Here is a 20,940-nt window from a genome sequence, read left to right on the forward strand (position 1 = left end):
ATAATAATTTAATTTATCTTTCATATTTATATTTATTTTTTCATAAAATATTAAATATTCCTATTTAATATTATATTTGTATTGAAAATTATAATACGTTATTGTAAATATAATATATATACTGATATTTTCAATATCTAAGAGTATTTATATAAAAAAAATTATAAATTCACTTTTATATTTAAACTAAAATATTTATTTTAATTATTTATCAGAATATAATTTTTTTTTAAAAATATATTTTTGCACCGAAGTTGCAATTAAACCATTACAAGACATTCCAAAATGACATCTTAAACGAATAATGCTAGATGATATGTTCCAAACCGGCGTTAACGCATAATAAATTAATCCGCAGGGAAGATAATGCAAAATATCCGGATGAATTTTATTTAATTTTGGATTACATATATATTTTGAGCGCGAACATACTATAAGATGACAGAAATTAATTAATTCTAATCCTCTATACCAATTTGGAAGATTTAAAAAAGAATCTTGACCTAAAATAAATCCAATAGGTTTATATGGACCGTATTCGCAACGAATATTTTTAAAAGTATTGAAAGTCCAAGATGGCATAAGATCACGCACTTCTCTATAATCTATCTTAAAAATATTTTCTGGAATTTCAGATATAGCGAGTTGTATCATATTTATACGATCTTCTATAGAAGTTTTTGGCATATTTCTATGCACAGGAATTCCATTAGGCAATAAAATAATTTTATTGAGACGAACTAATTTCGCAATAGCTATTGCAGATTGGACGTGTCCATTGTGAATAGGATCAAAAGTACCTCCGTAAAAAGCAATTAAAGTTGATTTTTTTTTCATATATTTTTGTTATAGGAGAATGATAACCACATAATATTAGAATGATTTCGTTAAAAAAATGCCATACTAAAATTTTTTTTCCACTTTTTTTTAGAATAATTTCTAAAATTAACATTAAATTAATTATAGAATTCAATTGATTAATACTAATTTTTTCAGAAAAATCTAAAATTAATTTATAATTTTTTTGACATATTTTATTATCATTTATATTAATTAAATTTTCTTTAATTTTTATAATATAAACAACTTTATTTTGTATTTTTCTTAAAATTATTAACGGATCAAAAATTTTTTGCATTTTTATTTTACTCAAAATAAATATAGATAAATTAATATTTCTTTGAAAAACAACAGAGATTAGTTGATCTACTGTATATATTAATTCAGAATTAACTATTTTTTCTATTTTTGATAAATTTATTAATTGATCAGGAAAAAGTATGCTGAATTTTTCCAATAATTTTAATGCAGCATATGTATTTTTTTTAAAAATTTTAAATAAAAAAATTTCGGAATCAACATCTATTGATATTTTTAATATTTGATTAAAATTTCTTACCCAAGAAGAAAATTTTTTCTGAGTATTAATATTACAATCTATTATTGTAGAACTATTTTTTATATTTTTAAACCAAACTTGATTCTTAATTAAATTAGTTATTTGATTTATACATATAGTAAGTATGTTACTTTGTTTTAATAAAGACGTTAGTATAGAAAGATTTTGATGCATATCAATAGTTATTTTTTCCGGAAAGATAAGTAAAATGTGAATTTTAGCATTAAATAAATCAAAATTATAAAATTTATTAAAAATATCAGTCCAATTTATATTGGAAGTGATATAAAACTTGTAATGAATAATTTTTTCAGTAGATCTTATATTAAATAAAATTTTTTGTATAATTTTTTCTAATAAAAAAAATTGATCTCCGACTAAAATATATAATTTTTTTTGATTTTTATTTTTTAATTTGATATTAAACATTGAATTTATTAATATAATAAAGTAGATACAATTAATAAAATAATTCAAAAATTAAGCAAAATTATTGCATCTTAAAAAAATGTATTTTTGTATTAAAACTTCTATAGCTTCGCTATAAATTTCCGCGATAAAATTTATTTTTTCCTGATATTTTTCTAAAGGAGAAATATCTTGATCAAAATAGATACGGGATATAGTGACGTTGACCGGAATATTTTGATGCATACTAAAGCGCAACTCTGCTTTAATATTAAAAATTATTTGATATTCTAAGAGCTTATATAAATTAGAAAACTCTATTTTTTTTATTATCTCTGAAGTGCTAATAATATTTAATAGAGGAATTTTATTTTTTTCTGAATTAGCATTTATTAATTGAATATTATAAGATCTAAATGCATTATAAGCAGTTAAATATTGGATGTTGCATGTATTAATGCATTTAAAATATAATGCGTGCATATTATAATTCTTACAAAATTTTATTTTATCAAAACTAACGCAGCTATACAGAACAGCCGGAACTAATATAGTTAATATTAATTTTTTAATAAAATTATTCATTCAATACAAAATTAATCAATTTATTTTTAATATAGATAATTTTTTTTATTTTTTTATTTTTTAAAGAATTTTTTATTATTATACTTTTAAAAATTTTCTCTTTAATATATTTTTCATTACTTTTAAATTTAAATATCATAACTTTTTTAAATTTTCCATTAACTTGAACAATAATTTTTTTTTTCTTTTTTATAACATCAGAGTTTATTTTTGGCCATTCAGCATAATCAATATCTTTAGAACCTTTTAATTCACGCCATAATATGAAACATACATGAGGTGTAAATGGATAAAGTAAGCGTATAATAATCATAAGAATTTTTTTTGTTATTGATCGATTACATTTATTATTTTTAATAGCATTACGTAAGTAATTTGTAAGTTTCATAATTAATGCAACTACAGTATTAAATTTATATTTGTTTTCAAAATTTTCAGTAATTTTTATAATAATTTTTTGAGTTTGAAGTATTAAATTTGAAGATTCATGATTATTTTCAGAAGTTTCTTTTAATTTATTATTTTTATTTTTTTCGACATAATCAAAAGTCATATTCCAAATTTTTTTAATAAATCGATAAGCTCCTTGAATTCCTTTTTCTGTCCATTCTAACGAAGCCTCTGGTGGCGCCGCAAATACAATAAATAAACGTAATGTATCTGCGCCATATTTACGAATGATATTATTTGGATGCACACCGTTATTTTTTGATTTAGACATTTTATGCATTCCAGTATGAATAAGCTTATGCCCTAAAGAATCTACAGCGTTTACAATTTGATTATTTTCATTTCTTTTAAAATTATTATTTACTGGAGTAGTCCAAATTTGGCTTCCCGAGCTAGAGATATAATAAAATGTATCTGACAATACCATACCTTGGCATAATAATTTTTTTATTGGTTCATTTGAATTTACTAAATTCATATCTTTAAATAATTTATGATAAAATCTTAAATACAAAAGATGCATGGTCGCGTGTTCTACGCCTCCTATGTATAAATCTACTGGTAACCAGTAGTTCACAGCATTAGTATTTAACATACCGTGTATGTAATGAGGACAAGTATAACGATATAAGTACCAAGAAGATTGTATAAAAGTATCAAATGTATCCGTTTCTCTTGTAAATCGATTTTTTTTGTAATAAATATTAATCCAATTAGCATAATTTTTTAAAGAATCAACTAATTGATCAGTATTCTTTTCTGGAAGAATGACTGGTAATTCATTTTCAGATACAGTAAAAATCTCGTTTTTATTATTTTTAATTATAGGAATTGGCGCTCCCCAATATCTTTGTCTGGAAATACACCAATCTTTTAATCTATAATGAATAATATTTTTTCCTATATGATTTGAAATTAAAAATTGAGATATTTTTTTACTTCCATCACAAAATTTTAATCCATTAAATTGCCCTGAATTACATAAAGTACTAGTCTGCATCAATTTTTTCTGTTTAAAATTAATGAAATTACCTTTACTATCTTTTAGTACATGTAGTATTGGTAAATTGTATTTTTTAGCAAAATCCCATTGGTCTTTAGAATATACAGGAACAGATAATATGGCATTATTAGAAGAATCCGGTATAAAAAAGAAATTACAGATCCATATCGGTAGTTTTTTTTGAGATATAGGATGAATTGCAAATAAAGATGTAAAAATTCCTTTTTGATGATTCTGTTTAATATTTGTTTCAGAATTTTTTTCTGTTTGACATTTATGTATAAATGTATATAAATCATAATTTGAGCTTTTTACTGATTTTAACAGTATATGATCAGAAGAAATTATTACAAACGTTCCTCCCATAAAAGTAGCTATGTTATTTATATAGATTTTAATTTTTTTACTGTAATTGTAAATTGATAATTCAACTTCTATGCCTTTTGATTTGCCAATCCAATTTTTTTGCATTATTTTAACTTTTTTTGGCCAATTTTCTAACGTTTGAATATCATTTAATAATCTATCTGCATAATTAGTAATTTTTATAAACCATTGTGGAATTATTTTTTTTTTAATTCGAGAATTACAGCGCCAACACGAATTATTAATAACTTGTTCATTAGCCAATACTGTTTGATCTTTTGAGCACCAATTAACTGTAGATTTTTTTTTATACGCTATATTTTTATTATACAGTTGAATGAAAAACCATTGATCCCAACGATAATAGTTAGGATGACATGTAATAATTTCTCGATTCCAATCATAACTGCATCCTAAAGATTTGAGTTGTTGTTTCATATTTTGAATACATTGCAAAGTCCATTTTTCAGGAGAAGTATTATTTTTTATTGCTGCATGTTCAGCAGGTAAACCAAAAGCGTCCCATCCAATTGGGTGTAGTACATTTTTTCCAAGCATTCTTTGGTATCTTGCGACGGCATCTCCTAAAATGTAATTTCTGACATGACCCATATGCAAATCTCCGGATGGATATGGCAACATAGATAAACAGTAATATTTTTCTTTTTCAGAGTTTTCAGTCACTTCAAAAGTTTTTTTTTCTTCCCAATATTTTTGTACAAAATTTTCTATTTTTTTATGATTATAATCTTTTTGCATAACAAATGGAGTCCTATAACTCAATTTGAAAAAGTTATTGATTTTTTATTGTCTTAATAAGAATTTTTGTTTTACATAAACAAGATGTGATAAAATTTGAAAATTAAAAAATTTTTATATTAACTGTATATTGTTTATTATTCGTACAATTATTTTCAAATTTTTACTTCAAATTTTTTCTTAAAATTTAATTTTAAAACAATTTATATAAATTATATTAATAATATTTTAAAACAAAATCAATTATAAAACTGTTATATTTTATATATTAATTTAATTTTACAATTATTGAAAAATTTTAAAAAGTATATAATTAATTCTTTTTTGAATTTAAAATATATTTTTATAAGTTTTTTTAATAAAAATTAAATATAATATTTATTAAATAATAAAGTAAAATTTATATAAATTAATCTATGTTAATTGAATTATTAAAATGCATATTTTTAGAATATATCACTCACAAGAATTAAGTTTAAATAAAACTATTATTATATCTGATCAATCTATGAATTATTTAAAAAATGTTTTAAGAATGAAATTAGGAAATTTAATAAAATTATTTAATAACAAAAATCAAGAATATCTCGGAAAAATCGTAAAATTTGATAATAAAAAAATATATATTTGTTTAACAAAAAAAATACATAGTAATGTTGAATCTCCTTTAAAAATATATTTGGGACAATCAATTTGTAATAGAACGAGCATGGAGTATATTTTTCAAAAATCTGTAGAATTGGGTGTATATGAAATTACACCTTTATTTTCAGAACATTGTTACATAAATGGTAATCATTATCAAATAAAAAATAAAATGAAACGTTGGAAAACGATAGTTATTCATGCTTCGCAACAATGCGGTCGAAAATCTTTGTTAAAGATTAACTGTCCTATGTCAATGTTAGAATGGTGTAAGAAAAAAAATAACATCTTAAGCATTTACACTGATCTTCGATCAAAAAATAAAATGAACGATATTCGTAGTCATTATAATCAAGCAAGATTATTAGTAGGTCCAGAAGGAGGATTCTCTAAATACGAAAATGCATATCTTATGAAAAACAATTTTTATAAAATCAGAATAGGCCCAAGAACTTTACGAGTAGAAACTAGTGTATTATCTGCAATTGCTTTATTACAAATGCGTTTTGGTGATTTTTAATAATAATATAGGAGCGAAATTTTGATTAAATTAGGAATTATTATGGATCCAATACAATCTATTCAGATCAAAAAAGATACAAGTTTTGCAATTATGTTAGAAGCGCAAAAAAGGAATTATATTCTATATTATATGGAAGTTAAAGATATTTATTATAGTAAAAGTGAAGTTTATGGAAATACAAAAATAATTTCTGTTCAAAAAAATCCAAAAAAATGGTATCAATTCAGTCATAAGAACACTATTAATTTAAAATCTTTGGATGTTATTTTAATGAGAAAAGATCCGCCGTTTGATTTACAGTTTGTTTATATAACATATATACTGGAATATTTGCACAAAAGTAAAGTTTTAATTATTAACAATCCTAAAAGTTTAAGAGATTACAATGAAAAAATGTCTGTTTTATCTTTTCAAGATGCTCCTAAAACACTAATTAGCTGTAACAAAAAATCTATTTGTTTGTTTCAAGAAGAAGTTGGAGATATAATTTTAAAACCTTTAAATAACATGGGAGGATCTTCTGTATTTTATGTAAAAAAAAACGATTTTAATACTTCAGTAATTATTGATACTTTAACTAACTATCAAAATAGTTTTTGTATGATACAAAAATATATTCCAGAAATTATTTATGGCGATAGAAGAATTATTATTATTAATGGTATTCCTGTGCCTTATTGTTTAGTGCGTATTCCAGGATATGGAGAAATTAGAGGAAATTTAGCAGCTGGCGCAATTTTTAAAGTAGAATTATTAAGAAAAAGAGACTATGAAATTACATACAATATTAGTTCATTTTTAAAAAAATCAGGATTAATTTTTGTCGGTATAGATATAATCGGAAATTATTTAACAGAAATCAATATTACTAGTCCTACTGGAGTTCAAGAAATAGAATCTGTTTATCCAGTTTCAATTACTGGAATATTATTAGATAACATTGAAAAAATTTTAAATAAAAAAATGTAATAATTTTTGATATTTTTAAAAAATTACTGTAGAGTACACAATATCTCTATAATCTAAATAAAATTTTTTGATAAAAATTTAATTAAAACTTGATAAAGCTAATAATAAATTATATAAAATTAAATAAACATGTTAATCAAAAAAAATTTTTAATCTCACAACAAATATATATTCATCAAAGGTAAAAATAATTAAAAATATTTTTTTAATAGGATTTGATTTTGGTACTGAAAATATCGGTGTAGCTATCGGTCAGACAATTACTTGTACGTCTAAACCGCTAAGTTGTATAAAATCTATCCGTGGAATTCCAAATTGGAAAAAAATTTCAGAAATTTTTCAAATATGGCATCCAAACGCTATCGTTGTCGGACTACCGCTGAATATGGATGGAAGTACACAAAAAATTACAATTTATGCAAAAAAATTTGCACAAGAACTAAGAAAAAAGTTTATCATACCAGTCAATATGCAAGACGAACGTCTTACTACAATAGAAGCAAAATCTATACTATTTAATGTTCAAGGATATCGAGGATTGAAAAAAAAACTCATAAATTCGCAATCTGCCGCTATTATTTTAAATAGTTGGATGCAAAACATGAATTGAATTGTTTAATTTAAATTAAAATTAATCAATCTTAAAGATAAACATTTTTATATCAATATAATTTTTCTAAATAACATGAATGCTTATTTTTATATTAAATTTTTATTAAGTGCAAATAACATTTCTGATCTTCCACAAGACAACGGATGTGAAATTGCTATTTTTGGACGTTCTAATGCTGGAAAATCAAAAGCATTAAATATTTTATTTAAAAATAATAAATTGTCTAAAAGCAGTAAAATACCAGGAAAAACAATGTTTTTAAATGTATTTAAATTAAATAACAAATTAAGAATTATTGATCTTCCAGGATTCGGGTATGCTAATGTATCAAAAAAAAATAAATTAAACATTGCATGTTTAATAAAACAATATTTTAGATTGCGTCAATCATTAAAAATTTTAATTTTTTTAGAAGATATCAGGCGTTCTATATTAGATTTTGACGAAAAAATAATTCATTTAATTTTAAAAAAAAAATTCCTATTTTGTTTTTATTAAGTAAATCCGATAAAGTTTCTACAAGTTATCGTCAATTTAAATTATTACAAGTTCAAAATTTTTTTAATTTACGCAAACACGAAATTTTTTCAGAATTTTTTTTAAGTACTTTTTCTTCTTTGAATCAAGATGGGGTAAACACTGTCAGAAAAAAAATAAATTTTTGGACAAAAACTAAGATTTTTAATACTGCTTAATTTTTGTTAAAAAAAATAAGTAACTAAATTTAATATTTGAATAATATAAATCTGCCGTGTTCTACCGTATACTGTGGAACAGGGAGATATGGTGTTAATTCATTTAACGAACTTTTTGATGATATTAAAAATATTAATGCAACAGATTTATTTTTATTTTTATTTAACCAATTTTTAAAATTTTTTTTGGTTACAAATTTATTATTTAATTCGTTTAAATAACTTAATCCATATTCTAATTCACCTTTGTTATCAATAATCATAATATCACTGCGATTCATTTCCCATGCAATTGTAGTTGCTACACCAATATTGTTTGCAATAATTAATTCTGATTTTTTTAAATCATCTTTTATTTCGTTTAAAAAAACTTGCGGCTGTTTAGAATAAACAATTCGTTCAGGTACATAGAATCCAAATAAAATAGCAATTCCAAAAATACTCATTGCAGTCCATTGCCAAATTTTTATTGCAAATAATTTTACCCAAACATTTATTGAGATCCAAATTAAAATACTAACTACAAATAATATAAATTTTTTGTATTCTTGATAAGAGTACAATGAATATGGATAAATTTTAGGTATACAATATATAATACTAATTGAAAATAATATCATGCAACCAAAAATAATGTTTGTTGTAGAGTTTATTTTTAATAGAATTAAGTTATTTTTTAATTTAGTAGAAAAAATATTTTTAGCAATTAAAATTGATATAGGAAAAAAGCAAGGTAAAATATAAGTTGGCAATTTGCCTTTAGAAAAGCTGAAAAATAAAAATTGTACTATAATCCAAACTAATAAATAAAAACTGATTTTATCAAATTTTCTTGAAATCCATGATCTATACAACGATTTAAAAAGAAGTCCAAACCAAGGAAAAATACCAATAATTAAAACTGGAACATAGTACCATATCGGAAATTTATGTTGCGCATTGTCTCCTAAAAATCTTTGAATATGCTCGATAAAAATAAAATATCTAGCATAATCTTGTTCTTTAGAAAGAATATTATATATCCATGGAAACGAAATTAATATAGAAGATATTAATGGAATGAAGCTGTGGATCAAAATTGTTTTTGTATACTTTGGATTAAATTTTAACCATATTACAATACTTAAAAATGGAATTACTAATGCAATAAATCCTTTTGTGATCAATCCTGTTCCGCAGGATATTCCAAATATTAAATAATAAAAAATACGATTTTTTTTTACTGAAGATTTTATTGCCATCCAAAAAAATATCATAGATACATTAATCCAAAAAGATAAAATTGCATCTAATACAGAGTATGTTCCTATAATGTATACTAATAAATTAGACAAAAATATTATTACTGCATTATAAGATATATTTTTATTATTCCATAAAGATTGAACAAAATAAAATAAAAAGATAGCAGATAAAATTGTAAAAAAAGTTGATCCGAATCGTACAGAGAAATTATTTTTTCCAAAAATTAATTGACTAATATTGTTCACCCAATAACCAAAAATTGGTTTTTCAAAATAACGTACATCTAATAAATGCGGAATACTCCAATTATGCTTTTCTAACATTTCTCTGCTAATTTCGGCATATCTAGTTTCGTCGGGTTGCCACAAATCACGATAATTTAATGGAATTAAGTAATAAAAAAAAATTAAAATAATTATTATTTTTTGTGTTTTATTTTTTTTTATGTGCATGTTATACATTTTGATGCATAATCCAGCCTTCTCTACCGGATATTTTTTTACGTATTAATTTACATATCGGAAAATTTGCATGATTTTTTTCTATTAATTGATTTAATCTACAAAATTGAATGCCTTCATTTTTAGCAAGATATAATAGTTCTTTAAATTCTTTTAAATATTTAATACCTTCTATTTCAGCATGAATAGTATAAACAGAATAATCAGATTGTTTTTTCATTTGATTAATAATAAAGTTGTTATACTTTTTTAAAGTAGTATGATTATTAATTACTTCATCAAAAGTTGGTAAAGTTACTGGAATTTGCAAATTTCCACAGCTTTTATCAGAAAGTAATGGAAAAAATGGTTTTATTCCTCTGACATCACTGTTGTAAGAAAAGTTAAATTTTTTTTGCACTTGCAACGCGGAATCACTTGTTCTCCAACCTGGAGCAGCAAAACATAAAATAGGCGAATTTATTATTGATTCTAAAAATTTTTTACCTAATGTAATTTGATTAATAATATTTTCTTTCCTCCAAGTATCAATAGAATTTTGCCATTCAAAATGATCCCATGCATGTAGTCCAATTTCATGTTTACGAGCAGCAAGAATAATGTGGTTTTTACAGGCATCTCCTATTTTTTTGCTTTTTCCTATTAAGCCACAACGCAAAATACTCCATCCATATGTTTTAATAGGATTAATGCGTAACATTTTAATTAAAAATTTTGGTTTAAATAATCTCCAGAAATGACGTCCCATGTTATCTGGCCCAACAGTAAAAAAAAAAGTAGCTTTAATTTGATAATTGTTTAATATTTCTAATAAATTTAATACCCCATACTTCGTGCCTCTTAATGTATCTACATCAATACGTAAACCAACTTTTTTTAAATTATTCAAAATAAAAACCTTTTATAATTGTAAGAAAAATTTTATCATATAATTGATAGTATTATTAATTTGAATTTTAGGTTTCCAATCTAATAATTTTTGAGCAATACCAATATTTGGCTTTCGATATTCTATATCTTGATAGCCAAAACCATAATATTCGTCACCTCTTAAGTTTCTAAATCCAGAAAATTTAGGAAAAGTATTGCTTGATGTGAATTTTTGAAAAGTATGTACAACAATTTTTGCTAATTCTAAAATAGAATACTCGTTTTTTGGATTTCCGATATTAATAATCTCTTGATTACAATTATTTTTTTTATTTTCTATTATCCTAAATAATGCTTCTATACCGTCATAAATATCTGTAAAACAACGTTTTTGTTTTCCGCAGTTAACCAGATTAATCGGTAACCCGTGAGCTATGTTAAATATCATTTGAGTGATAACTCTTGCATGATTCATTTGAGCAATTTTAAAATCATCTAGTCTAGATCCTACCCAATTAAATGGTCTAAAAATTGTAAAAAGTAAATTATTTGATTTTCCATAAGCCCAAATAATGCGATCTAGTAATTGTTTAGATGATGCATAAATCCATCTTTGATTTCGTACAGATCCTGTAACAAAATTTGAATTAGTTTCATGAAATTCTTTGTCTGTACACATTCCATATACTTCGGAAGTCGAAGGAAAAATTAATCTTTTTTTATATTTAACGCAGTAACGTATAATTTTTAAATTTTCTTCAAAATCTAATTCGAAAGTTTTTATGGGTTCTTGAACATATTGCATGGGTCTTGCAATAGCTATTAAAGGCAAAATAATATCGCATTTTTTAACTTTTTCTTTAACCCAGTGAGAACAAGATTTTATGTTTTTTTGTAAAAACTTTATTTTTGAATTATTTATAAATTTTTCAATTAAATTTTTTTTTAAATCTAAACCGTATATTTTGTAACTGTTACTTTTTAACAAACGCTTTGTAATATGATATCCAATAAATCCATTAATACCTAAAATTAAGATTTTTTTTAATATTGGTTTTGATGTTGAATTCGGATATATAACGTATTTTTTATTCTTAATCATAGATAAATGGTATATGTTAGTTTTATTATTAAATGTATGTTTTGTATATTGTGCAGAAATAATATTTAATGCTTGAATTTTGCAAGATATAATAAGCGGGTTAATTTTTATTATTAATCCAGGATCGATATCGTACTTTTTTTTTATTATTTTTGATTTCCAAAAAATTATTTTTTTGTTGTTGAGATAGCTAAAAGCACCGGGCCAAGGTTTTGTTAATCCTCTGATTAAATTATATATTTTTTTTGCTGATTGGTTCCAATCAATGAGACCATCTTCGGGTGATCTTTTTCCAAAATAACTAGTATTATGGCAATTTTGAGGTGTTTCACAAAAATTTTTTTTTAGAATTACAGGAGCTATTTTATTCAGCATATTATAAGCAGCATAACATATTTTTTTATGTAAAGAAATTGCGTTGTCTAGTTTATTAATATTAATTTTGACTTGTGATATGATAGGTCCATGATCAATTTTTGTAGTCATACGATGAAGTGTCACTCCGGTTTGATATTCTCCACGTATTATAGACCAATTTAACGGACAGCAGCCGCGATATTTTGGCAAAAGAGAACCGTGCAAATTAAATGATCCAAATTTTGGTATTTTTAAAATTTCTGAACATAATATATTACGGTAATAAAAAGAAAAAATAACATCTGGCTCAAGTTTTTTAAAATATTCGATCCAAATAAAACTGTTAATAGTTTCAGATGTGAATACGGGGATATTTTTTTTTAAGGCAATACTTTTTACGGAACTAAAAAATATTTTTTCATTTTTTTGATCATTATGAGTAATTACGCTTAAAATTTTATATCCCGATTTTATTAAAGAAAGTAAACCGATGCATCCAATATCATGATAAGCAAATATAATTGCTTTCATTTTTTTTCTCGTGTGTTTGATATATCATTTTTAATAATACGACTTATAATATAAATGGGACGTAAGTAAATTTTGTTATATATTTTAATGAAAATTTTTTTTATTCCAATAAACAGTAGAAAATTTATTAAAAATATATTTATGTAAAACCTAGTGCTTACTAAAAAGAAATATAAACAGATTAGCAAAAATACAACGCAATATAATATTTTAAGTGAAATTTGTTTAAGAATTTTTGCTTTTTTTATTATATTTATAAATAAACAAAAGCATAAGTTATATATTAATTTAATTAATTTAATATAATTATATTTAGAATATCCGAACTTTCTTTTAAAATGCGAGACTGGTATTTCAATAACTTTATTAGCAAACATATTTGCTATAATTGGAATAAAAATATTGTGGGAATTGTATTTTATTATTGCATCTATAATATGTTTTTGATATGCACGTAACATGCATCCGTAATCAGTCATATTATTACCTAAAATTTTTTGAATTGCAATATTAACTATTTTTGAACTAATTTTTCGAAATAAATTATCTTGACGATTTACACGAAATGTACCTATCACGTCGTATCCTTTTTGAGCTGCATAAAGTAGCTTTGGAATTTCTTCTGGTGGATTTTGTAAATCTGCATCTAAAGTAATTATTAAATCTCCTTTAGAATGTGCAAATCCTGCCATAATTGCAGCGTGTTGTCCATAATTTTTATTTAAAAAAATTGCTATAATTGAACTGTTAGGTTTAGATGCTTCAGCTTCTAAAATATTAGGAGATTGATCATAACTTCCATCATCTATAATCATGATTTCGTATTTTATATGTAATTTAGAGCATACATATATAGTGCGTCGAATTAATATAGAAAGGTTTTCTTGTTCGTTATAAACTGGAATAACAATCGATATTTTTTTTATTTTTTTTAATTGCACCATATATAAAAAGTATATTTAATTTTTTTTTAAAAATAAAATTTTTTATATTTTATATTACATATAATTTTTTATGCAAAATATTTTTATATAATTTATATATGAGTTTTCTTTTATAAGAAAATTAAGCTTTTAAAGCAAATATATAATGAAAACTAAATTAAGTTTTAATTATCTATAAAATTTTAAAAAATTTATTAAAAATAATAAATGTAGATACTAAAAGTACAATATCATTTTAGATATTTTTTACTGCAAACATGAATATATTGTATTAAATAACTTTTACTTGTATTATATATTAGTTTTAGTTTAAATAATATATTTTTTAATGTAAATAATTTAGTTATATTAAATATTTTAATTTCTTTTAAATTCATATTAGTATGTATAAAATGTTATTTAAATGAATAAATGCAATACTTTTATTTCTCATATTATTAAGGAATACAAATGAATCAAAAAAACAATATTGATCATATAGCTGTATCACAACAATCTATATTAAAAAAAAAATATATACAAGCTGATTTATTTAAGCATATATCTCATTTATTGAAATTAAAAAATGCAGTTATAGTCGCACATTATTACACTAGCCCTGAAATTCAAGAATTGGCAGATTCTACTGGAGGTAAAGTAGCAGATTCTTTAGAAATGGCTAAATTTGGTCAACATCATACAGCGAAAACACTATTAGTAGCTGGTGTACGTTTTATGGGTGAAACTGCTAAAATTTTAAATCCGGAAAAAATAGTTCTAATGCCTACATTAAAAGCTGAATGTTCATTAGATTTGAGCTGTCCGGAAATAGAATTCAGCAAATTTTGTGATCAACATCCAGAACGCACAGTAGTAGTATATGCAAATACATCTGCAGCTATTAAAGCACGTGCACATTGGGTAGTAACATCAAGTATTGCAATTAAACTTATTGACTATTTAGATAGTTTAGGTAAAAAAATTATCTGGGCTCCTGATAAACACTTAGGTCATTATATTCAAAAAAAAACTGGAGCAGATATTTTAAGTTGGCACGGTACATGTATCGTACATGATGAATTTAAAGCGCATTCACTATACAATATGAAAAAAATATATCCTCAAGCTGCAGTATTAGCGCATCCAGAATCTCCAGAAAATGTACTAGCACTTGCAGATTTTATAGGTTCTACCAGTGAATTGATTAAATCTGCTCAATCAATTTCTCAAAAACAAATTATAATTGCTACTGATCGTGGAATTTTGTTTAAAATGCAAAAAGCTTGTCCGGATAAAATTTTGTTAGAAGCTCCAACTTCTGAAGTTGGCATGACATGTTTAAATTGTGGCATGTGTCCTTGGATGAAGATGAATACGTTAAAAAAAATTATTAATAGTTTGACTCATGATACAAAAAAGCATGAAATTCATGTACCAAAAAACTTACAAAAAAAAGCGTTAAAACCATTAATACGTATGTTAAAATTTGCAGAAAATTTTTTTTAACAATTTTATAATTATTGCTAATTCATTTAAATAAATATAAATTTAATATATGTAAAAATAATTCAATTAATTTTTTTTTGAATATATAAAAGAGAATTGTCTATATACTTACAAAAATTGTTAAAACTATTATATGAAATTTGCTTATATTAATATTTGTAACAAAAATTATTGCATACTTATATTATTTACACATTATTAGGAAAATATGAATAGTATAGAACTAAGATCCATATTGAGTTTAGGTATAATATTTGCATGTCGTATGTTTGGTATATTTATGATTTTACCTGTTTTAAGTAATCATGGAATGATATTTCAAGGAGCTACGACTTCTTTAATAGGCCTTGCTATTGGAATTTATGGAATAACACAATCAATTTTTCAAATCCCATTCGGATTGTTATCAGATAAATATGGCAGGCATACATTAATATTAGTCGGATTAATATTAATAGTTTTTGGAAGCATTATTAGTGGTGTATCTAACAATATTTGGGGTGTTATATTAGGACGCGCTATGCAAGGATCTGGAGCAATTTCATCAGTTGTTATGGCTTTATTAACTGATTTAATTTGTGAAAAAAATAGAATCAAAGCAATGGCTTTTATCGGTTTAGTTTTTGGAATAACTTTTGCAGTATCTATCATTATTGGTCCTATTTTAGCTACATATTATGGAATTCGCAGCATATTTTGGATTACTGCATTACTTGCAGTAATTAGTATGTTTTTGATTTTATTTATAGTACCACATCATCAAAAATTGAAAAAAAATCATGATACTAAAATATTTATAAATGCTATGAAAAATATTTTAAATAACAAATTAATTGTTTATTTAATTTTTTGTATTTTTTTTCTTCATACAATTTTAATTTCTAATTTTATAGTATTTCCGTTTTTAATTAAAAAAATGGGATATAGTGAGATAGATCATTGGAAAATATATTTTTTTTCTTTATTATGCTCAACATTTTTTTTAATATTAGTTTTTTCGCGTTATGTAAAAAAAATACAAAATAAAATAAAACAAGTACTATATTTTTTTATAATTATACTGTTTATATCTGAAATAACATTATTATTATGTAGTAAAAATATCTATTTTGCTTATTTAGGTATACCAATGTTTTTTTTAGGATTTAGTGCATTAGAAATAATGCTACCTACATATATAGGAAAGCAGGCTCCTTCTAAATATAAAGGGACAGCGATGGGAATATATACTACAAGTCAATTTTGTGGGGTAGCTTTTGGCGGTATAATAGGAGGTTTATTATTTTCCAATAAAAATGCATTTTTAGTTTTTTTATTTTTAAGTATTATGATATTAGTTTGGATAATTTTTAGTTTGAAATTGGAAAAAAAAATTTAACATTTTAAAATTTTAATAATATAATTAATTAAGAATTATTTTGAATAAACAGCAACTAACAATTTTAATAAAATATGCAAATTTCATATTTTTTTGTAAAAAACTAATTAAATATAAAATTTTTTAAATTAATTCGTTTCAAATTAATTAAATTTACATTTTATATATGAATTAATTTATAAAGGTAATATATATTATGAAAAAAATAATAAAAAAAAAACTTAATGCAATATTATCACCTACTTTTTTATATATTCAGAACGAAAGTTATAAACACAAAAATTCAAAAAATGCATACACTCATTTCAGCATCACTATAGTATGCAAAAAATTTAAAAATAAATCGCAATTAATCAGACATCAATTAATTTATCAAATTTTATCAAGAGAACTTCGCCACGATATACACGCTCTTTCTTTGCATACTTATTGTGATGTGGAATGGAAAATTAATAATCGATGCATTTCTAGTACGCCTATCTGTTATAATTTAAATTAAGTAATTCTCATTTTAATTTAACATTTTTTAGAAAATAACATTTTGAAGTATGCTTAATTTATTTTATAAATTTTAATTCTAATTAAGACTTATACATTTTAAATTTATCAAAATAAATACAGAAATTTTTTTAAAAAATTTAAAAAAAATAATATCTAGAGGAATAATATGAAAGTTTCTATGCAAAAAATTTCAGATATTAAGCATACAGTAGAAATGTTTATTTCATGTAATCTTATTGAAAAAGAAGTTTCAAAAGCGCTTGATAAAATGCGAAAAACAGCTTGTATAGATGGTTTTCGAAAAGGTAAAATACCCAAAACTATTTTAAAAAATAGATATGAACCATATATACGAAAAAAAGTATTAAACGATTTAATAAACAAAAAATTTTTAAAATTTATTAACGAACATGATATTCAACCAATAGGCAAACTAAATTGTGTTATTAAAAATTTTCAGGAAAAAAATGGTTGCATTTGTCGTATAAATTTTGAAATTTATCCAAAAATAAATATAAAAAATATTTCACATATAACAATTAATAAACCATTAGTTTCAGTGAATCCTGAAGATGTAAACTTTACAATTAATAAATTACGTTCAGAACATGCAAGCTGGATAACAAGTACATTAAAAATCGAAAAATATGATCGTGTAACTATTAATATTAAACCAATTCAAAAATATAAAATTTTTCAAGAAGAAATTCGGCTTTTAACTTTTATTATAGGGAATAATACAATTTCTACCGAACTTGAAAAAAAAATTATAGGAAAAAAATCAAAAACATATTTTATTTTTTCTTTAAATTATAAAATCATAAATTTAGAAAAAAACAGTTATCATAACATGATTCTTGATTTTTTAATAAATATTATAAAAGTTGAAAAAAAAATATTACCAAAATTGGATTCTAAATTTTTTGAAAAAATTAACTTAATTAATTTTAAATCTCCAGAAAAAATGAAAAATGAATTATGTAAAAGCATTAATATGCAATTAAAATATTTTGTGCATATATACATCAAATATCAATTAATTAATCAAATATTAAATGATAATTATATTAAAATTCCAGTACAATTAGTACATGAAGAAATAAAAATATTTTTAGAATCTACATATAAAAATAATTTAAATAAATTTTCTAAGTTAGATTTTTCGCCATTTTTAAATAAGAAATTAATTGATCGTTTAACATATCAAATACAATCTAGAATTATTTTTCAGAAAATTTTGCATTTAAATAAAATACAGATAAATCAAAATGATCTAACAAATATCATGCATAATCTTTTGAAGATTAATAAAATACCCGAGAAAAATTGGAAAAAATATAAAAAAAATAAAAAATTTATCCAAAAATCTATCGATATCGCATCAGAAAATGCAATTTTGGAAATTATTATGCAACAAGCAAATTTTGTAGAAGAAAAAATTACATTTAAATTACTTGTAAAAAAAATAGAACGCAGTTAATTTATAAACATATATACATGAATTTATACGATAAAGTAAATAGTATTTAAAATGCTTATATCATATTACTCAGTAAACGTCTGATATATAATAAATTTAAAATAAAAAATTTAAAAAATATGAATTTAATTCCAATAGTGATAGAAAAAAGTATACATGGAGAACGTTCTTACGATATTTATTCAAGATTACTAAAAGAACGTATAATATTTCTAACTGGAAAAATCGAAGATAATATGGCGAATTTAATTGTTTCACAAATGATATTTTTAGAATCTGATAATCCAGAAAAAGATATTTTTTTATATATTAATTCTCCAGGAGGATTGGTAACATCCGGAATGTCTATATACGATACTATACAGTTTGTTAAATGTGATGTCAGCACATTATGCATAGGTCAGGCGTCTTCTATGGCTGCATTAATATTAACTTCTGGAGTGAAAGGAAAGCGTTTTTCTTTACCTAATTCACGTATCATGATTCATCAACCATTAGGTGGTACTCAAGGACAAGCGACAGATATTGTTATACATGCTAAAGAAATTTTAAAAATAAAAAAGCGTATTATTAAATTAATTTCGCAACATACAGAACAATCAATAGAGATAGTTAAAAAAGATACCGAAAGAGATCGATTTTTTTCTGCTTCAGAAGCAGTCAGCTACGGTTTAATCGATTCCATATTGACATGTCGAAAATAAAAATTAAAAATTTAATAATTAAATAGTTTTTTTCAAAAAATTATATGCATCTTTCTATATTACATTAATAAAAAGCGAATAGAGGATTGCTTACATGACAGATAACCGTAAAAATGCTTCAAATACATTTCTTTGCTGCTCCTTTTGTGGAAAAAATCAAAACGAAGTACGTAAATTAATCGCAGGTATGTCAGTATATATTTGTGATGAATGTATTATGCTATGTCATAATATTATAAAAAAAGAAACACAACAATTAGAATCTAGTTATGATTTTATTACTTTACCAAAACCATGTGAAATATTTAACTATCTAAATAGTTATGTGATTGGTCAAGAAAAAGCCAAAAAAGTATTATCGGTATCCGTTTACAATCATTATAAAAAATTAAAATATTTAAAATTGCAAAATACTGTCGAATTAGGTAAGAGTAATGTATTATTAATTGGTCCAACTGGTAGCGGTAAAACACTATTAGCTGAGACTTTAGCAAGATTTCTTCAAGTACCTTTTATAATTTCTGATGCTACCACATTAACAGAAGCTGGATATGTCGGAGAAGATGTAGAAAATATAATACAAAGATTATTACAAAAATGCGACTTTAATATAAAAAAAGCTCAACACGGAATTATATATATTGATGAAATTGATAAAATCTCTAGAAAATCAGATAATCCATCCATTACTAGAGATGTTTCTGGAGAAGGAGTACAACAAGCATTATTAAAATTAATAGAAGGCACAGTTGCTTCAGTACCTAAAAAAGGCGGCAGAAAACATCCTCAGCAAGAATTTTTTCATGTAGATACATCTAGTATACTGTTTATTTGCGGCGGCGCATTTTCTGGATTAAATAATATTATTCATCAAAGAATCATAGCAAAAAATAGCATTGGTTTTACTGCGGAAATGAAAAAAAAATCAGAAAAATGTAATAAAAATAACTTGTTAAATAAAGTGCAACCTGAAGATTTAATTAAATTTGGTTTAATACCTGAATTTATAGGACGATTACCAATACTGTCAGTATTAGAAGAATTAAACATATCAGAATTAACTAGAGTTTTAGTTTCTCCAAAAAATGCTTTAGTTAAGCAGTATCAATTTTTATTTAACTTAGAAGGAGTAGAATTAGAATTTAAAAAAAATGCACTAGTTTCTATTGCTAAAAAATCTCTAAAAAGAAAAACTGGTGCTCGAGGATTAAGATCTATTATAGAATATATTTTGCTAGATACTATGTATTCTTTACCTTCCACGCAAAATGTAAAAAAAATAATTATTAATGACGGAGTAATTTTAAAAAAAGAAAAACCTATATTGATCTTTAATAAAGATACATTATCTAAATCAAAAAATTAATCTTAATTTATGAAGATTTTTATTATAAACAATAAATGCATTATTATTTATGGAATTTAATAATTTTATATATAAAATAATATTTTATCGTTAATATTAAA

The 20,940-nt window shown here is 23.2% G+C and carries 19 protein-coding genes; 11 read left to right on the plus strand and 8 right to left on the minus strand.

What is annotated here, in order from left to right; all coding sequences use genetic code 11:
• Nucleotides 1-204: 204 nt before the first annotated feature.
• The 4 genes from nadD to leuS all read right to left on the minus strand — a co-directional run bounded on the left by nadD (nucleotide 205) and on the right by leuS (nucleotide 4,970).
• Nucleotides 205-837, minus strand: coding sequence for a nicotinate-nucleotide adenylyltransferase (gene nadD / locus WIGMOR_RS03075; RefSeq protein ID WP_014354364.1), 633 nt, complete (start codon nucleotides 835-837; stop codon nucleotides 205-207).
• Nucleotides 791-1,828, minus strand: a complete 1,038-nt coding sequence (gene holA / locus WIGMOR_RS03080) for a DNA polymerase III subunit delta (RefSeq protein WP_041944128.1) — start codon at nucleotides 1,826-1,828, stop codon at nucleotides 791-793. The genes nadD and holA overlap by 47 nt, the downstream gene beginning before the upstream one ends.
• 51 nt (nucleotides 1,829-1,879) lie before the next feature.
• Entirely contained in the window at nucleotides 1,880-2,290 is a 411-nt protein-coding gene (locus WIGMOR_RS03085; RefSeq protein ID WP_184486941.1) for an LPS-assembly lipoprotein LptE, read from the minus strand.
• A 94-nt stretch (nucleotides 2,291-2,384) separates the two neighbouring features.
• Complete coding sequence (leuS, locus tag WIGMOR_RS03090; protein WP_014354367.1) at nucleotides 2,385-4,970, minus strand: leucine--tRNA ligase; 2,586 nt, start codon at nucleotides 4,968-4,970, stop codon at nucleotides 2,385-2,387.
• Between the two features lie 436 nt (nucleotides 4,971-5,406).
• Between leuS and WIGMOR_RS03095 the strand changes: the two genes are divergently transcribed.
• From WIGMOR_RS03095 to WIGMOR_RS03115, 5 genes are all read left to right on the plus strand, one after another.
• On the plus strand, nucleotides 5,407-6,135 hold the full coding sequence (locus WIGMOR_RS03095) for a 16S rRNA (uracil(1498)-N(3))-methyltransferase (RefSeq protein ID WP_014354368.1): 729 nt from the start codon (nucleotides 5,407-5,409) through the stop codon (nucleotides 6,133-6,135).
• A gap of 21 nt (nucleotides 6,136-6,156) precedes the next feature.
• Nucleotides 6,157-7,107: a glutathione synthase gene (gene gshB / locus WIGMOR_RS03100; protein WP_014354369.1), complete on the plus strand. Its 951-nt coding sequence runs from the start codon at nucleotides 6,157-6,159 to the stop codon at nucleotides 7,105-7,107.
• A gap of 190 nt (nucleotides 7,108-7,297) precedes the next feature.
• Complete coding sequence (gene ruvX, locus WIGMOR_RS03105; RefSeq protein ID WP_081469473.1) at nucleotides 7,298-7,717, plus strand: Holliday junction resolvase RuvX; 420 nt, start codon at nucleotides 7,298-7,300, stop codon at nucleotides 7,715-7,717.
• A gap of 75 nt (nucleotides 7,718-7,792) precedes the next feature.
• Nucleotides 7,793-8,218, plus strand: a complete 426-nt coding sequence (yihA, locus tag WIGMOR_RS03110) for a ribosome biogenesis GTP-binding protein YihA/YsxC (protein WP_041944130.1) — start codon at nucleotides 7,793-7,795, stop codon at nucleotides 8,216-8,218.
• On the plus strand, nucleotides 8,206-8,415 hold the full coding sequence (locus tag WIGMOR_RS03115) for a P-loop NTPase family protein (RefSeq protein WP_041944131.1): 210 nt from the start codon (nucleotides 8,206-8,208) through the stop codon (nucleotides 8,413-8,415). The genes yihA and WIGMOR_RS03115 overlap by 13 nt, the downstream gene beginning before the upstream one ends.
• A 29-nt stretch (nucleotides 8,416-8,444) precedes the next feature.
• Here WIGMOR_RS03115 and arnT read toward each other — a convergent pair whose 3' ends face one another.
• The 4 genes from arnT to WIGMOR_RS03135 are packed head-to-tail and all read right to left on the minus strand — an operon-like array spanning nucleotide 8,445 to nucleotide 13,925.
• Entirely contained in the window at nucleotides 8,445-10,112 is a 1,668-nt protein-coding gene (gene arnT / locus WIGMOR_RS03120) for a lipid IV(A) 4-amino-4-deoxy-L-arabinosyltransferase (RefSeq protein WP_041944184.1), read from the minus strand.
• A 1-nt stretch (nucleotide 10,113) separates the two neighbouring features.
• Entirely contained in the window at nucleotides 10,114-11,010 is an 897-nt protein-coding gene (gene arnD, locus WIGMOR_RS03125; protein WP_014354372.1) for a 4-deoxy-4-formamido-L-arabinose-phosphoundecaprenol deformylase, read from the minus strand.
• A gap of 12 nt (nucleotides 11,011-11,022) precedes the next feature.
• Nucleotides 11,023-12,981 (minus strand): bifunctional UDP-4-amino-4-deoxy-L-arabinose formyltransferase/UDP-glucuronic acid oxidase ArnA, encoded by a 1,959-nt coding sequence (arnA, locus tag WIGMOR_RS03130; protein ID WP_014354373.1) that lies wholly within the window; start codon nucleotides 12,979-12,981, stop codon nucleotides 11,023-11,025.
• Nucleotides 12,978-13,925 (minus strand): glycosyltransferase, encoded by a 948-nt coding sequence (locus WIGMOR_RS03135; RefSeq protein WP_014354374.1) that lies wholly within the window; start codon nucleotides 13,923-13,925, stop codon nucleotides 12,978-12,980. The genes arnA and WIGMOR_RS03135 overlap by 4 nt, the downstream gene beginning before the upstream one ends.
• 450 nt (nucleotides 13,926-14,375) lie before the next feature.
• Here WIGMOR_RS03135 and nadA point away from each other — a divergent pair, with 450 nt between their 5' ends.
• From nadA to clpX, 6 genes are all read left to right on the plus strand, one after another.
• Complete coding sequence (gene nadA / locus WIGMOR_RS03140; protein ID WP_014354375.1) at nucleotides 14,376-15,410, plus strand: quinolinate synthase NadA; 1,035 nt, start codon at nucleotides 14,376-14,378, stop codon at nucleotides 15,408-15,410.
• Between the two features lie 208 nt (nucleotides 15,411-15,618).
• Nucleotides 15,619-16,788 (plus strand): MFS transporter, encoded by a 1,170-nt coding sequence (locus WIGMOR_RS03145; protein ID WP_014354376.1) that lies wholly within the window; start codon nucleotides 15,619-15,621, stop codon nucleotides 16,786-16,788.
• Between the two features lie 196 nt (nucleotides 16,789-16,984).
• Nucleotides 16,985-17,287 (plus strand): BolA family protein, encoded by a 303-nt coding sequence (locus WIGMOR_RS03150; protein WP_014354377.1) that lies wholly within the window; start codon nucleotides 16,985-16,987, stop codon nucleotides 17,285-17,287.
• Nucleotides 17,288-17,455: 168 nt separating this feature from the next.
• Entirely contained in the window at nucleotides 17,456-18,769 is a 1,314-nt protein-coding gene (tig, locus tag WIGMOR_RS03155; protein WP_014354378.1) for a trigger factor, read from the plus strand.
• A 119-nt stretch (nucleotides 18,770-18,888) separates the two neighbouring features.
• On the plus strand, nucleotides 18,889-19,473 hold the full coding sequence (clpP, locus tag WIGMOR_RS03160; RefSeq protein ID WP_014354379.1) for an ATP-dependent Clp endopeptidase proteolytic subunit ClpP: 585 nt from the start codon (nucleotides 18,889-18,891) through the stop codon (nucleotides 19,471-19,473).
• Nucleotides 19,474-19,567: 94 nt separating this feature from the next.
• Nucleotides 19,568-20,839: an ATP-dependent Clp protease ATP-binding subunit ClpX gene (gene clpX / locus WIGMOR_RS03165; protein ID WP_014354380.1), complete on the plus strand. Its 1,272-nt coding sequence runs from the start codon at nucleotides 19,568-19,570 to the stop codon at nucleotides 20,837-20,839.
• Nucleotides 20,840-20,940 lie beyond the last annotated feature (101 nt).

Origin of the sequence: Wigglesworthia glossinidia endosymbiont of Glossina morsitans morsitans (Yale colony) (assembly GCF_000247565.1) — a bacterium.
In the GTDB taxonomy this organism is placed as follows: Bacteria; Pseudomonadota; Gammaproteobacteria; order Enterobacterales; family Enterobacteriaceae; genus Wigglesworthia; species Wigglesworthia glossinidia_B.

Excerpts from the sequence above, each read along its gene's own strand:
- WIGMOR_RS03145 (WP_014354376.1), top strand. The coding sequence starts at position 15,619 with ATGAATAGTATAGAACTAAGATCCATATTGAGTTTAGGTATAATATTT.
- nadA (WP_014354375.1), top strand. The coding sequence starts at position 14,376 with ATGAATCAAAAAAACAATATTGATCATATAGCTGTATCACAACAATCT.
- WIGMOR_RS03085 (WP_184486941.1), bottom strand. The coding sequence starts at position 2,290 with ATGCACGCATTATATTTTAAATGCATTAATACATGCAACATCCAATAT.
- leuS (WP_014354367.1), bottom strand. The coding sequence starts at position 4,970 with ATGCAAAAAGATTATAATCATAAAAAAATAGAAAATTTTGTACAAAAA.
- WIGMOR_RS03135 (WP_014354374.1), bottom strand. The coding sequence starts at position 13,925 with ATGGTGCAATTAAAAAAAATAAAAAAAATATCGATTGTTATTCCAGTT.
- nadD (WP_014354364.1), bottom strand. The coding sequence starts at position 837 with ATGAAAAAAAAATCAACTTTAATTGCTTTTTACGGAGGTACTTTTGAT.
- clpX (WP_014354380.1), top strand. The coding sequence starts at position 19,568 with ATGACAGATAACCGTAAAAATGCTTCAAATACATTTCTTTGCTGCTCC.
- WIGMOR_RS03150 (WP_014354377.1), top strand. The coding sequence starts at position 16,985 with ATGAAAAAAATAATAAAAAAAAAACTTAATGCAATATTATCACCTACT.
- tig (WP_014354378.1), top strand. The coding sequence starts at position 17,456 with ATGAAAGTTTCTATGCAAAAAATTTCAGATATTAAGCATACAGTAGAA.
- arnT (WP_041944184.1), bottom strand. The coding sequence starts at position 10,112 with ATGCACATAAAAAAAAATAAAACACAAAAAATAATAATTATTTTAATT.
- WIGMOR_RS03095 (WP_014354368.1), top strand. The coding sequence starts at position 5,407 with ATGCATATTTTTAGAATATATCACTCACAAGAATTAAGTTTAAATAAA.
- holA (WP_041944128.1), bottom strand. The coding sequence starts at position 1,828 with ATGTTTAATATCAAATTAAAAAATAAAAATCAAAAAAAATTATATATT.
- clpP (WP_014354379.1), top strand. The coding sequence starts at position 18,889 with ATGAATTTAATTCCAATAGTGATAGAAAAAAGTATACATGGAGAACGT.
- yihA (WP_041944130.1), top strand. The coding sequence starts at position 7,793 with ATGAATGCTTATTTTTATATTAAATTTTTATTAAGTGCAAATAACATT.
- arnA (WP_014354373.1), bottom strand. The coding sequence starts at position 12,981 with ATGAAAGCAATTATATTTGCTTATCATGATATTGGATGCATCGGTTTA.